The 14,195-nt window shown below is 38.6% G+C and carries 14 protein-coding genes and 5 pseudogenes; 12 read left to right on the top strand and 7 right to left on the bottom strand.

What is annotated here, in order from left to right; all coding sequences use genetic code 11:
- The first annotated feature begins 431 nt into the window (after nt 1–431).
- The 12 genes and pseudogenes from JEU79_RS18770 (at nt 432) to JEU79_RS28835 (ending at nt 7,809) form a co-directional block, all read left to right on the top strand.
- On the top strand, nt 432–884 hold the full coding sequence (locus JEU79_RS18770; RefSeq protein WP_198265340.1) for a winged helix-turn-helix transcriptional regulator: 453 nt from the start codon (nt 432–434) through the stop codon (nt 882–884).
- Entirely contained in the window at nt 881–2,023 is a 1,143-nt protein-coding gene (locus JEU79_RS18775; RefSeq protein WP_246540404.1) for a glycosyltransferase family 4 protein, read from the top strand. Before JEU79_RS18770 ends, JEU79_RS18775 begins: the two co-directional genes overlap by 4 nt.
- A 95-nt stretch (nt 2,024–2,118) precedes the next feature.
- On the top strand, nt 2,119–2,718 hold the full coding sequence (locus tag JEU79_RS18780; protein WP_281400976.1) for a sugar transferase: 600 nt from the start codon (nt 2,119–2,121) through the stop codon (nt 2,716–2,718).
- 1 nt (nt 2,719) lies between these two features.
- Complete coding sequence (locus tag JEU79_RS18785) at nt 2,720–3,385, top strand: acetyltransferase (protein WP_198265341.1); 666 nt, start codon at nt 2,720–2,722, stop codon at nt 3,383–3,385.
- Nucleotides 3,382–3,813: a MaoC family dehydratase gene (locus JEU79_RS18790; RefSeq protein ID WP_198265342.1), complete on the top strand. Its 432-nt coding sequence runs from the start codon at nt 3,382–3,384 to the stop codon at nt 3,811–3,813. The genes JEU79_RS18785 and JEU79_RS18790 overlap by 4 nt, the downstream gene beginning before the upstream one ends.
- A 469-nt stretch (nt 3,814–4,282) precedes the next feature.
- The gene (locus JEU79_RS18795; RefSeq protein ID WP_198266077.1) at nt 4,283–4,561 is read left to right on the top strand and encodes a Uma2 family endonuclease; all 279 of its coding nucleotides are present in this window, start codon (nt 4,283–4,285) and stop codon (nt 4,559–4,561) included.
- Between the two features lie 64 nt (nt 4,562–4,625).
- Nucleotides 4,626–4,787: pseudogene (locus JEU79_RS18800) on the top strand (aminotransferase); the annotation flags it as partial.
- Nucleotides 4,788–4,921: 134 nt separating this feature from the next.
- Entirely contained in the window at nt 4,922–5,374 is a 453-nt protein-coding gene (locus JEU79_RS18805; protein WP_198265343.1) for a Uma2 family endonuclease, read from the top strand.
- 23 nt (nt 5,375–5,397) lie between these two features.
- Nucleotides 5,398–5,706, top strand: a pseudogene (locus JEU79_RS18810) (DegT/DnrJ/EryC1/StrS family aminotransferase); the annotation flags it as partial.
- 83 nt (nt 5,707–5,789) lie between these two features.
- On the top strand, nt 5,790–6,380 hold the full coding sequence (locus tag JEU79_RS18815; protein WP_198265344.1) for an IS1 family transposase: 591 nt from the start codon (nt 5,790–5,792) through the stop codon (nt 6,378–6,380).
- Nucleotides 6,377–6,610, top strand: coding sequence for a hypothetical protein (locus tag JEU79_RS18820; RefSeq protein ID WP_198265345.1), 234 nt, complete (start codon nt 6,377–6,379; stop codon nt 6,608–6,610). The genes JEU79_RS18815 and JEU79_RS18820 overlap by 4 nt, the downstream gene beginning before the upstream one ends.
- Nucleotides 6,611–6,636: 26 nt before the next feature.
- Nucleotides 6,637–7,809, top strand: a pseudogene (locus JEU79_RS28835) (IS3 family transposase).
- Between the two features lie 336 nt (nt 7,810–8,145).
- Here JEU79_RS28835 and JEU79_RS18845 read toward each other — a convergent pair.
- The 7 genes and pseudogenes from JEU79_RS18845 to tnpC all read right to left on the bottom strand — a co-directional run.
- A complete protein-coding gene (locus JEU79_RS18845) occupies nt 8,146–9,969 on the bottom strand; it encodes a carbamoyltransferase family protein (RefSeq protein ID WP_198265349.1) in 1,824 nt (607 codons plus the stop codon).
- Nucleotides 9,970–10,971: a polysaccharide deacetylase family protein gene (locus JEU79_RS18850; protein ID WP_198265350.1), complete on the bottom strand. Its 1,002-nt coding sequence runs from the start codon at nt 10,969–10,971 to the stop codon at nt 9,970–9,972. It lies immediately after the preceding gene.
- 133 nt (nt 10,972–11,104) lie between these two features.
- The gene (locus JEU79_RS18855; RefSeq protein ID WP_214660630.1) at nt 11,105–11,392 is read right to left on the bottom strand and encodes a hypothetical protein; all 288 of its coding nucleotides are present in this window, start codon (nt 11,390–11,392) and stop codon (nt 11,105–11,107) included.
- A gap of 81 nt (nt 11,393–11,473) precedes the next feature.
- A pseudogene (locus tag JEU79_RS27665) lies at nt 11,474–11,734 on the bottom strand (transposase domain-containing protein); the annotation flags it as partial.
- Nucleotides 11,735–12,022: 288 nt separating this feature from the next.
- A pseudogene (locus JEU79_RS28840) lies at nt 12,023–13,184 on the bottom strand (IS3 family transposase).
- A gap of 63 nt (nt 13,185–13,247) precedes the next feature.
- Nucleotides 13,248–13,373 carry an IS66 family transposase gene (locus tag JEU79_RS18880; protein WP_246540405.1) on the bottom strand — a complete coding sequence of 42 codons (126 nt, stop codon included), beginning with the start codon at nt 13,371–13,373 and terminating at the stop codon, nt 13,248–13,250.
- On the bottom strand, nt 13,370–14,195 hold an 826-nt coding region (gene tnpC, locus JEU79_RS18885), incomplete at its 5' end, for an IS66 family transposase (RefSeq protein ID WP_198265354.1). The genes JEU79_RS18880 and tnpC, both read right to left, overlap by 4 nt.

Genomic DNA, 14,195 nt, shown 5'->3' on the forward strand with positions numbered 1-14,195 from the left:
TTAGGATCGCGTTTTTATAGAAAAATATATTCTTTTCTTATAAAAATCACGCTTTCTTCTGTTGTAATGATTTTGTGTTTATTGTTTCTTCATGATTTTAAATATACGGGGTATGCTTATTTGGATATTGTTACAACTTTTATTGCATCAGTCTTTATTTATATAGCTTCTCTCTATGTATTAAGACAAAAAGATGTTCTTTTTTTTGTTAACAAGCTGTTTAGGATATTAAGATGATTGTTTAAATGTATCTGAAAAATAGTTTTGAAGTATCTAATATCAATGATTTATAATGGCTATTTGTCACAAAGTGGTATCATGGGATGTGTTGATGTTTCAGGCATGGTTGGAAGAGACCCGAAAATGAAAAAAATTGCTTTTTTGTCTACTCTTTGGTTGCCGGCTAAATTGGGTTTAGGCTCTAAGTCGTTATGAACAGTGAACTTATCAAATCACTTGAGGCGCTTTATACTGATTTTTATCGAGCGTCACACAGAAATAAACTATTGGCTGAAGCTTTCTATCTGACGGGTGAAGTAGAAAAACAGGGCACCGGATTTATACGGATAAGGGAGCAATTTAAGGAAAATTATCCAGACATGATGCTTTGGCTGAGCAGTGAAACGGGTGTTTTTCGGGTTTGCATGGGAAATAAAGAGCAACATAAAGGAGTCGCCGCCCCCGAAACCGCCCCCGAAACTACAAGAGAACGTATTGTTTTGCTCTTGAAGGAGAATCCTCGGCTGACAAAACAAGAATTGATGAATATTCTTCAAAAGGCGAGTGGTACAATAAAAGAACATATCCGGATTTTAAAAAAAGAGGGGCGTTTAAAGCGCGTCGGGCCAGATAAAGGTGGTCATTGGGAGGTTGTTGATACATGAGTTCATCCCAGGAGAAAGTCGGCACCATGCGATTAATTATCATAGGAGCTTTAGCCGAATCATTAATAAATTTTAGGGGGCATTTAATTAAAGCTTTTGTCTCTAAAAATTGCGAGGTGGTTGCAATGGCTGCAACTTCGCCATCGACTGTGATTGCAGCATTAAAGACAATGAATGTTGAGTTTAAAGAGTATCCAATCCAACGAAATGGCATGAACCCATTGGTTGACTATAAAACAGTCACGTTTTTACGGCAGTTTTTTTTACAATTTCATGCAGATATAATTTTAGCTTATACTATTAAACCTGTTATTTGGGGTGGGATTGCCAGCAGGGTGCTCCCCAATACTCGATTTTTTGCATTAATAACAGGTCTCGGTTTTGCTTTTAATGGAAAGGGATTTGTCAGAGGATTGCTCTCAAGCTTGGTTGCGAGATTATACAAGTTCTCACTCACTAATGCTCGCAAGGTGATCTTCCAGAATCCTGATAACCTGCGTGAGTTTGTTAAAAGAGGTATTGTTCCTCAAGACAAGTGTGTTTTAGTGAATGGTTCAGGAGTTGATGTGGTTGATTTTTCATATACCCCTGTTTTTAATGAGCAGAGAACCACATTTTTGACTATTGGACGTTTATTGGGGGAGAAAGGTTTTAGGGAATATGCAGAAGCTGCTCAATTAGTGAAAAAAGTGTATCCTGATACGATTTTTCAGCTTTTGGGGCCTGTTGACCCCTCACCCGATGGCTTAGCAATTACTGAAGTAGAAGCATGGCATAATCAAGGCGTGGTAGAATATCTTGGTTCTGCTTCGGATGTACGCCCTTATATAAAAAAGTGCCATATTTATGTGCTACCATCCTATCATGAAGGTATGCCTCGGACGGTGTTAGAGTCGATGGCTATTGGACGACCAATATTGACAACAGATGTGCCAGGTTGCCGTGAGACGGTTGTTCCGGGTAAAAATGGCTTTCTGGTGCCCAGTGCTGATGCCACAGCACTGGCTGAAAGAATGATATGGTTTATAGAGCATCGAGATCATTGGGCGAAAATGGGTGAGTGTAGTCGTGAAATGGCTGAAAAAAAGTTTGATGTTACTCAGGTGAATGCTCAGATTATGGCTATATTGGGCGTATGAAGTGGGTTATGGTGGACTATTGGTAAATAGTGATGTTATCTATAGAGGATAGTGAGTATTTAGATGAATGGTCTTATAAAAAGTAGGTTTTAATTGTGTTAAAACGTAGTGTTGATGTGCTGCTTGCTGCTTTTGCGATAATGCTATTATCACCTGTTTTTTGGTGGGTGCATCGTAAAATCGCCAAAAACTTAGGCCAACCGGTTTTATTCCGGCAGAAACGCCCTGGCTTGAAGGGTGAAATTTTTGAGATGATCAAGTTTCGCTCAATGTTGGATGCCCGTGATGAAAATGGTCAGGTCTTAGCGGATGAACGGCGTTTAACGCCTTTTGGTGTTTGGTTACGCTCAACCAGTCTGGATGAGCTGCCTGAATTATGGAATGTACTAAAAGGGGATATGAGTTTGGTGGGTCCTAGACCATTATTGGTTGAATACCTGCCCCTTTATAGTCAGCAGCAAGCCAGGCGGCATGAAGTACGCCCTGGCATTACGGGATGGGCACAAATAAATGGCCGTAATGCGGTGTCATGGGATGAAAAATTTGCTATGGATGTTTGGTATGTGGATAATCAATCCTTTTGGCTGGATATTAAAATATTATTTTTGACGGTAAAAAAAGTATTGGTTCGGGATGGGATTGCCGCTGATGGTGAAGCAACAATGGTAAAGTTTTCAGGAAATAAGGTAGGTTAGGATGGGGCAGTTATTTGGCGTTTATGGTGTTAGTGGTTTTGGTAGGGAAGTAATGCCGATGGCACGTATTATGATGAATAAGGACGATAGGATTGTATTTATTGATGATAATCCTGAACAGGCTTGTGTTAATGATATGGATGTTCTAAATTTCCAACAGTTTATGAATATAAAGTTAGAAACTAAAAATGTATGTATTTCAATAGCAAATAGTAAAATAAGGCGTGATATTTATGATAACCTTGAAAGGAATGGCGTTCATCATTGGTCAGTATTTTCCCAGAATAGTATTTGTATGGATAATGTAGATATTGGAGAAAATAGTATATTAGCACCATTTGTATCTTTAACATCAAATATTAAAATAGGAAAATCATTTCATGCTAATCTTTATAGCTATGTTGCACATGATTGTGTAATTGGTGATTTTGTTACTTTTGCTCCGAGTGTAAAATGTAATGGTAATGTTCATATTGGTGATAATTCATATGTAGGTACAGGTGTCATTATTAAGCAAGGTCGTCCGGGTAAACCATTGCATATTGGTAACAATGTAACGATTTCAGCAGGGGCGTTTGTAACAAAAAATATACCAGATGGTATGACTGTTTTTGGTAATCCAGCAGTTGAACTTAATAGGCAAAATATAAGGAAACTGAGAGGATGAGTTCATTTTTACATGGGGTGAATTTTAATGATATTTCAATTGGTATGTCAGCGAATTATTCTCAAACTATCACCGATGCGGATATTAAATCTTTTGCAGGGATTTCTGGTGATCATAATCCTGTTCATATGAGTGATGAATTTGCTGAAAACTCTCGTTTTGGTCAAAGAATAGCTCATGGTTTAATGTCTGCATCTTTTTTCTCCGCTTTGTTTGGTACAAAAATTCCAGGTCCAGGCTGTGTTTACGTTTCTCAGAATTTAAAGTTTAAGAAACCTGTTTATATCGGCGATACTGTTACAGCAACAGTAACTGTGACATCAATAGTTCAGGATAAGAGACGTGTATTTTTTAGTACAACCTGCAAAGTAAAAAATAAGGCTGTCATAACAGGCGAAGCTGAATTATTTATACCGGAAAATTCTTAATTATTCGTTACCATGCAGGGACGAAAAAAATGATAACTGCTCAATCTATTTTTATGGACTAAAATATAGGGTGCCCCAAAATTAATAAATCAATAGGATACCCCTAAATAGTATTGAAGAAAATTGCACTATGGTGAGCGTTCCTGCTACATTATTAAGATAAAGTCACTTTAATGTTGCATCATAGATAATAAGTGACTTGAATTCAGGTAATATGTCTTACTCTATTATTTTAAATTACTTAATTATTGAAGATTGGAGTGTTGTTTCATTTGCTAAAATTATTCAAGAGTGCTAATTATTGTCTTTTTTCGGTAATTATAATTTGGTTGGGTATCGATTATGAATATGCAGGTTCTTCAACAACATAAACTGACTGTCTCTGAGTATTTCAGTATTGGTGAGCTGAGAAATAAAACTGAATTAATACATGGAGTTATATTTGATATAGTGCCGCCGGGAGCAACCACTGCAAATTTTTTCTGAAAATGCACCACAACCGGATATTGCAATATTTAAGTTTTGTGAAAATGGCTATAGAGAAGCACATCCACTTGCACAGGATGCTTTGGCTGTTATTGAGGTATCTGATAGTACCCTGAGTTATGATCTGAATGAAAAACTAGAACTTTATGCCAGTGCCTCTATAGCTCTCTATTTTGTTGTGGATTTGAAAAAGAAATTGATTTTGAAATATTCTGAGCCAGCTAATAATCGTTATGCCAATATTGAAAAAGTCACTCAATAAAAATTGACGCGTTATCTATTGATATTAATATTATTCTATAAGTGGCTAAATTATAAAGACTACAATGCAAAATACGCCCTTCTCAACTTGGCCAGCATTCACACAGGAAGAGGCCGATGCGGTGACTTCTGTTTTACTCTCAAATAAGGTCAATTACTGGACTGGTCAGGAAGAGGAAGGTCGTGAATTTGAAAAAGAATTTGCCGCTTTTGCTGATGCTGGTTATTGAATTGGCCTGTTTTATATAACGCGGACTCAAAATTAAGGTTTCAGCTCTTTTTAGCAACATGATTGCTTAAAAAAGGAAATGTTAGGTTATAATTGATAGATATTTGCTAATAAATTTAAGGAGTGACTGTTATGGAATGGGTCGAAGTATTAGAAAATCCATTGTTAAAAAATCTCCCTTTCAAGATTGAATTGAATAAGTTTGGTAATTTGTTAATGAGTCCGGCATCTAATAACCATGGACGTATACAGAGTCGCCTTGCGGCATTGCTGTTAAATCAACGACCCAATGGTGAGGTCATTACGGAATGCTCAATTATGACTTCAGATGGAGTAAAAGTGGCCGATGTTGCTTGGTTATCGGACAGTTTTATTCAGAAATATGATTTTATTACCCCTTATCCAAAAGCACCCGAGCTATGCATTGAGATAATGTCACCATCAAATTCAAAGGCTGAAATTGAGAATAAAGTAGAACTTTATCTGGCTAAAGGGGCGTCGGAAGTTTGGGTCGTGTTTGAATTAGATGATATGCAAATATACACTCATACTGGCCAAATAAGTAAGAGCAGCCTAATTTCATGAGAACTTGGACATAAAAAATAGTAATGCAACATAATCAATCGTTCTCAAGCTGGCCTGCTTTTACGCAAGAAGAAGCTGATACTGTTTCAGCGGTATTATTATCAAATAAAGTTAATTATTGGACTGGGCAAGAGGGGCGTGAATTTGAAAAAGAATTTGCTATTTTTGCTGATACTGATTACGCAATTGCCGTTTCAAATGGTACGGTTACACTCGACTTAGCACTCAAAGCACTTGATATTGGTGCGGGTGATGAGGTCATTGTCACCTCTCGTACTTTCTTGGCTTCTGTTTCCTCAATTGTCACTGCAGGCGCCACCCCAGTGTTTGCTGCAAGCCGATAAATAAAGGTGTTGATAAATGCGATAAATTAAGCTATTATTCTTGTAAAATCAACATTTAAGGGGATATCTAAATGGATAAAATATCTTCTGATATAAAACAACCAAGAATTCCAGTTGAAATTAACGATATTCAGGTTAATTTTTGCAAAAATCCATTGTGCCAAAATTATGGTGTTCCTGCCAGCACAGAAAGCCAAGTTAAACTCCATAAATCACAAAAAGACTGCTACAAATTATCAAGTGGTAGTCGAAAGCCAGTTACTAAACTGATTTGCAAGTCTTGTAATGAGTTATTCCCAGTTAAGAGCAATCAAGGAATTTGGGATGAATTACAGCGAATTGAAGAATATTTAAAAGAAACTCCAGAGGTGTCATGCCCTGATAATTCATGTAAAAATAATCTCATTAGTATTAAGTTAGGAAAAGAATTTTACCAGTCTTTTGGGAAAACAAAATCAGGTTCTAGTCGTTATCGATGCAAGTCTTGTAAGAAAACATTTTCAGTTAAACAATCTACAACTGGTCAAAAACAGCCTCATAAAAACAATCTTATTTTCAAACTTCTAATGAATAAATCCCCTTTAAGGCGAATCTGTGAAGTTGCTGATGTTGGTATGGCGACTGTTATGCAAAAATTGATTTTCTGCATAAACAGTGCATGACCTTTGTATCAGAAAGAGAACAGAGGTTAATTAAAAGCAATATAAAGCGACTTTATGTTAGCGTGGATAGACAGGAATATATTGTTAATTGGACAAGACGAGAAGATAAACGAAATATTAAACTTTCAGCAATCGGTAGTGCTGACAATGAAACGGGCTACGTATTTCAAATGAATTTAAACTATGATCTAATGTGGCTATACTTAACCGGACACAACAACTTAAAATAACTAAAAGATAAAAAGTGTGACCTAAAATGAATGATCAAACAAAAAAACCGAATAAAAGCTATACATCAGAATTTAAAGAATCAGCTGTCAAATTAGCTAATGAGACGGATCAACCCGTTTCTCAGACTGCCAGGGAGCTAGGTGTTAATGTAAATACTCTACATACCTGGATCAGTAAATATTCCAAACCGGTGAAGACGGTAGCCAATAGAAGTGATGAACACATTTATGATGAAGTAAAACGTCTGAAAAAGAATTGGCAAAAGTGATTCAGGAGCGTGATTTATTAAAAAGGCCACAGCGTACTTTGCAAGGGAAACTTTGTGAAGTACGCATGGATAACTGATCAGGCTAAAGATTACCCGGTAACGATTCTGTGCCGTTTTATGGATGTTTCCCGTAGTTGCTATTATGATTGGGTTAGCTCTCCTAAAACGGATAGAGAGAAAGAAAATGAAGCGCTTACTGAGCAGCTAAAAAACTGTTTGAAGACAGTCGCAAGACTTATGGAACCCGTCGTCTTAAAAAGAAAACTGGCTGAAAAAGGCGTTCATATAAGCCGCCGGAGAATTGGTCGATTAATGAAAAAGCCGGTTTGTTTTGTAAAACGAAGAGACGCTTTAAAGCGACGACTAATTCCAAGCATAATAAGCGTATATCTCCAAATTTACTGGAAAGAGAGTTTACTGTCTCTCAACCTGATCGCTACTATGTGGGTGATATTACCTATATTGCCACCAAGGAAGGCTGGTTATATTTAGCGGTTGTCATTGACTTATTCTCTAGGCAAATTGTTGGCTGGTCGATGGATGAGCGAATGAAAGCCAAGCTAGTCAATGATGCTTTACTGATGGCCATATGGAAGCGTAAACCAATGGAATGATTGGATTGCTGGATTGCTTTGGCATACTGACCGAGGTAGCCAATATGCCTCTGATAGTCATAGAAAAATATTGTCGGATCATAACATAATTCAGTCTATGAGCCGCAAAGGAAATTGCTGGGACAATGCTGTATCAGAGAGCTTCTTTCATAGTTTGAAAACTGAATTGACGCACCATTGTCGATTCAAAACCAGAGTAGAAGCAAAGCAGGCAATATTTGAATATATTGAGGTATTTTATAATCGGGAGCGACTTCATTCGGCTAATGATTATTTGTCACCAGTCGATTATGAAATACAGCAGGAAATAGCTTAAATCGATTGATTGAAGAGGGGTAAAAGGCGACATAAATGCCGCCCATTACCGTTGACGGCCATCGGCTCCTCAGCCTGTGCCGTGAAGATATTGTAACAGGATCATTACCGTTGTGAAAATACCTTGGGTGAATGGAACGGCTCTATCGTTCCAGAGGGCAAAGCCCTTTCTTCATCTGTTTAAAGTTAACATGAGAAACTAAAATGATAGGAAATACAAAATGACAAAAATCACTTGAAACAGCCAAAAAAATATTTAGAAAACTGTCCGGAAAAGTGTTGACACATCATACTAATTGATTCCTGATTACATGCTTTTTATTTTGATAAATCTTGTTTAGAGGTTGCTGGGGTGTTTAACTAAAAACGAACCAATGGCCAAATAATCTAAGTTACCTTGCAGAAATGCTCGAATGGCATCAAATGGCGTGCAAACAATGGGTTCTTCATGCATATTAAAGCTGGTGTTAATCAAGCTGGAAATGCCACTGAGTTTTTCGTATTCTTTGAGAATATCGTAATAACCTGGATTAACCTCACGGCGTATCAGTTGTGGTCTTGCGGTGCCGTCAACATGCACAGCAGCCGGGCAGTCACGCTTCATTTCGTCGGTGCAATCAAAGGTGATGGTCATAAATTCGGCAGCGTGTTCGGCGCCTTTGATATTGATGAAGTATTTCTCTCTGGCTTCATAGAGTGTCACGGGAGCAAAGGGCATAAATTCTGTTCGCCCTAGGCGTTTGTTGAGCCATTGATTGACTTCTGGCTCACGGGCATGGTACATGATGGAACGATTGCCTAATGCTCTAGGACCATATTCCATGCGGCCATCAAAGCGAGCCACTACTTTGCCATTGTGAATGAGTTTGGCAACTTCAGCGGCATAGTTTTCCGGTTGTGTGAAGCTCAGATTCTCATTAGCAAGCTCTTTTTTAATCTCATCATCAGAGAAGTCAGGGCCAAAATAGGCATTGCTAATTGAGGGCTTGGTTTCTTGAGTATGTGAATGATACAAGGCCGCACCGGTGCCACAACCGCCATCACCCATATTAGGGTAGACAAAAATTTCTTTTACTGCGTCTATTTCAAAAATACGTTGGTTTAGTTTCACATTTGCTGTAACGCCGCCGGATAAGACGACTTTATTGATGCCGGTTTTTTCGACCCAATATTTGACGAATTTAACGGCTACTTTTTCTAGCACATCCTGGTAAGCGGCGGCGACATCAATTTTAGGGAAATGTGAGGCAAGATAGCGTGAGAAATAGATATTATTGGATTCGTAGATGTTAAAGTCACCAGAATCTTGGTCGATACGACTGAGTAATATGTTGCTGAGGATTTCTGGATCGCCATAAGATGCAAGGCCAACGATTTTTCCTTCGTGCCGTCCAGGCTTATAACCCAAGCTAGAAGTGACGTGTTCATAAAGTGTGCCCAGTGAGTTAGGGTATTTGACGCCATGTAAGCGTTTGATTTTGCCATTTTTGGCTTCGCTGACAGAACCAGCCAAGCCAGTACCATAGCCATCCAGCGTGATACATAAGGCTTCGTCAAAACCACTGGTGTAAAAACTATTAGCTGCATGGGATAAGTGGTGATCCATGCGTTTTAATTTATCTTTTAAGCCTAGTTGTTCTAAGCCATCTTCAAGTTCATTTTGCCATTTTTTAAAGGAGGCAACGGCGGTGTCAGCCCAGGCTTGAGAGCCTTTTATTGCGGCCTTATTGGAGATGGCCGATTGACTACCAGCTAAATTATAAAAAGTATTGTAAAGAAAGCCCTTTTCAACTTTTTCGTTGGGTAGGTTTAAACCATGGATATGTTCATGGCGCTTAGGAATTTTTTTCTCCGCCTCGGCGAGCATTTTTTTTAAGTTGCTGCTTTTGAATTGTTTTAAAAAGGCTTTTTCATCATCAAGGTTTTTCTCGATGAGCTTGGCCTCCTGGTGATCTTCCATAAAGGGATAGACGACCATGTCAATGTCTTCAATTTTGGTGTTGGTATATTCTAGGGCTTTTTCAATGGCGTGGAGAGGGAAGCCGTCTTGTTGTTTGCTCCGCGTAAAACGTTCTTCACCGGCAGCAAATAAAATTACCCCATCTTCAACGATAGAAACATTGGTATCTTTATCTAGAGGGGATATTCCTAACACTTTCATTTACAAGGTCTCCGTTTTTTGTTCAAGCATTTGTTTAAGTTGTGTGGGTGTGGAAGCGCTGCCATTTAATTCTTTAAAGAAAAAGTCAAAAAAGTAGCGAAAAGAATCTAAGAATGCGTTGAGTTCTTTTTGATTCTTTGTGTAATCTGTCATGCCCGGAACCACACTGGGGCTATGAAAATTCCAAGTGAAGGTTCTTACACCCTTATTATAAAGGAATTTTGTTAATTTTATATGTTCGTCTGTACTATAGCCTTCAGGTGAGAGCATTAATCGATCGACAATGTTCAAACGGGATAAAATGCCACGTGCCTTGATGACGTTTAAATGACCGGCTAGATTGTAGAGGTTTTTCGAGAGTGAGCCAGCAGAGCCAACAAAGGCACCACTTAAAGGGATTTCGAGCATTTGATTGTCAGGGCCAAACCAAAAGGGATCGGACGATGCATCACTGAAATCAGGGCCACCGTCAGCATGATAGTCGTAGGATGTGCAAATGGATAGATCAATATCAAAGCCCAGTTCGGCCATTATTGCAGTCGTATTCTCTTTGACCCCATACCGACCCGCCTTGTAAATGGTGGGTGAAAAGTCAAAGACGGCCTGAATTTGTTCTTTGAGATTTTTAAGCTTTGCAAACTCAAGTGCTCGACTTAGATTGCCCGGGTACATATTGCTGATCGTGAGGGCTTCTTCAAAGGGTGGATTGACCCAGGGGTGAAGGTGCGCACCAATTTCACAATTGTCTTTTTGATAGATGTCAAGTAATGGTTCATAGCCAGCAGCTTGGCTAGCGATAGGATAATCGATGACATAGCAGGGTTTTATCTGATATTCATCAAAGATATCTTGAACAAGATGAATTTTTTCCATCGCGGTGACAGAGTTAGCATGTTTGTCAGGGGGGGAAGACCAGTCAAATTCTTCTTCAGTATCGATCACAATGATCAGTTGTGGTACTGTTTCTCGAGGTAAATTAATTGGCGGATGATAATTAAGCATAGTTAATTGTAGTGTGATAAATGGATATTTTTATTGTTGGTCATAGTTTTTTTATAATGTTCTGGTTGATAACTTTAACTGCTATTGTTTTTGCATACAAGGTGTAAAATAAATAGAGCGAGAAAGTAGACCCTTATTTTATTGTTTTTGATAAATGATTTATCCAACGTTGTTTTTCCCACTCCTTAATAAGTTTCTCTGTTCTGTCTTTTAGTGGAAGGGCTGTGATGTTTTTATAATATAAAGTTTTATTTAAATCGCTAAAATAAACATCGAGTGTCTCCATATTTAATACTGTAAAATTATGTTGTTTTTCAACCATACCAATGCTTGATGGGCGATTAATGTTTCCAGTATATAGAAAAACAAATTGTTTATTTGATGATGTTTTACGAGGACTTGTATCACCTAATATCGACATAATAAGGCCATAATAATCGGATAGTCCGATAGGAGTGTTTACTGTTATGTTGTATACGTCAAAACTTCCCACGTTGACGTATCATTCCACTTTATTTAAAGGCTGAATTTTTTCAGTCAAATTCCATGGCAACAATTGCTCTAAAGCCTCATCATCATAATGCCTGCCCAGCTTAGGTAACTCAGTCAGAATGTGTGTTAAAAAGGCAAAGGGCTCTAGGTTGTTTGCTTTCGCTGTTTGCACGATTGAATATAAAATAGCACTGGCCTCAGCACCACGAGGATTTTGGTTCATGACCCAGTTTTTGCGCCCAATCACAAAGGGTTTGATCCGCCGCTCTGATGTGTCAACACTTTTCCGGACAGTTTTCTAAATATTTTTTTGGCTGTTTCAAGTGATTTTTGTCATTTTGTATTTCCTATCATTTTAGTTTCTCATGTTAACTTTAAACAGATGAAGAGAAAGGGCTTTGCCCTCTGGAACGATAGAGCCGTTCCATTCACCCAAGGTATTTTCACAACGGTAATGATCCTGTTACAATATCTTCACGGCACAGGCTGAGGAGCCGATGGCCGTCAACGGTAATGGGCGGCATTTATGTCGCCTTTTACCCCTCTTCAATCAATCGATTTAAGCTATTTCCTGCTGTATTTCATAATCGACTGGTGACAAATAATCATTAGCCGAATGAAGTCGCTCCCGATTATAAAATACCTCAATATATTCAAATATTGCCTGCTTTGCTTCTACTCTGGTTTTGAATCGACAATGGTGCGTCAATTCAGTTTTCAAACTATGAAAGAAGCTCTCTGATACAGCATTGTCCCAGCAATTTCCTTTGCGGCTCATAGACTGAATTATGTTATGATCCGACAATATTTTTCTATGACTATCAGATGCATATTGGCTACCTCGGTCAGTATGCCAAAGCAATCCATCCATTGGTTTACGCTTCCATATGGCCATCAGTAAAGCATCATTGACTAGCTTGGCTTTCATTCGCTCATCCATCGACCAGCCAACAATTTGCCTAGAGAATAAGTCAATGACAACCGCTAAATATAACCAGCCTTCCTTGGTGGCAATATAGGTAATATCACCCACATAGTAGCGATCAGGTTGAGAGACAGTAAACTCTCTTTCCAGTAAATTTGGAGATATACGCTTATTATGCTTGGAATTAGTCGTCGCTTTAAAGCGTCTCTTCGTTTTACAAAACAAACCGGCTTTTTTCATTAATCGACCAATTCTCCGGCGGCTTATATGAACGCCTTTTTCAGCCAGTTTTCTTTTAAGACGACGGGTTCCATAAGTCTTGCGACTGTCTTCAAACAGTTTTTTAGCTGCTCAGTAAGCGCTTCATTTTCTTTCTCTCTATCCGTTTTAGGAGAGCTAACCCAATCATAATAGCAACTACGGGAAACATCCATAAAACGGCACAGAATCGTTACCGGGTAATCTTTAGCCTGATCAGTTATCCATGCGTACTTCACAAAGTTTCCCTTGCAAAGTACGCTGTGGCCTTTTTAATAAATCACGCTCCTGAATCACTTTTGCCAATTCTTTTTTCAGACGTTTTACTTCATCATAATGTGTGTTCATCACTTCTATTGGCTACCGTCTTCACCGGTTTGGAATATTTACTGATCCAGGTATGTAGAGTATTTACATTAACACCTAGCTCCCTGGCAGTCTGAGAAACGGGTTGATCCGTCTCATTAGCTAATTTGACAGCTGATTCTTTAAATTCTGATGTATAGCTTTTATTCGGTTTTTTTGTTTGATCATTCATTTTAGGTCACACTTTTTATCTTTTAGTTATTTTAAGTTGTGTGTCCGGTTAAGTATAGCCACATTACTCTGCCATATTATTATCAATCTGGAGGTTGCCCTCTTCAAGATAGACAGTCAGATACTTCCATTGATTGATCACATAACGAATAGCGACACCCAACTTACTGTCTTTTGTTGTTTTAGTCACTTTATCATCACACCACTTTTTAAAGTCATCCAGTAGTGGTTTGCTTTTTTTTCCTGACGGATCAGGTAACGTTGTTCAGCATTGAGCGGTTTGATTTGTTTTTCAATCGCATACAATTTAGCAATTTTACTGATCGCCATTTGTACCATGCCAGGCTTTTTCTGACTGTTCTTGGGTAATGCTTTTAAGGCATCATGGAACTTGCGACGAGCATGTGCCATGCAGCCTAATAAAGTGACTTCACTGTTCTCATTTTCGAATATATGATAACCGGGAAAGCCATCCGTTTGCAGGTAACCTGAAAACCCCGTTAAAAAGGTTTTGGCATGTTGGCCTGCACGAGTAGGCTGATACTCATACAAAACAATGGGACACTTGGAATGATAGCCGCCACTTTGATAGAGCCACATATAAGATTTAGGGCAATTCTCACGTCCATCATGGATCACTCGCATCGTTGTTTCATCGGCCTGGATGATTTTCTGCCTAATGAGATAATACAACAACCGATTATAAAAGGGTTTGAGTAATTCAGCTGATTTAAGCACCCAGTTGGACATACTGGCTCTGGAAAGTGTTATCTTATAGCGTTTAAATATCGCTTCCTGTCGATAGAGAGGCAAGCTGTCTAGGAATTTAGAAACAATGATATAGGCCAGCAGGCTGGGTGATGCAAAACTTCTAGGAATGGGCTGTGCAGGCTTAGGAGCAGTTTTAACGCCTTCCTCACAAGCACGACAGGCATATTTAACCTGAACATGTTCTACAACATATACCTGAGCAGGAACAATTTCCAGTTGCTCTGAGGTCTCTTCACCAATT

It is taken from the genome of sulfur-oxidizing endosymbiont of Gigantopelta aegis (assembly GCF_016097415.1).
Taxonomy (GTDB): Bacteria; Pseudomonadota; Gammaproteobacteria; order GRL18; family GRL18; genus GRL18.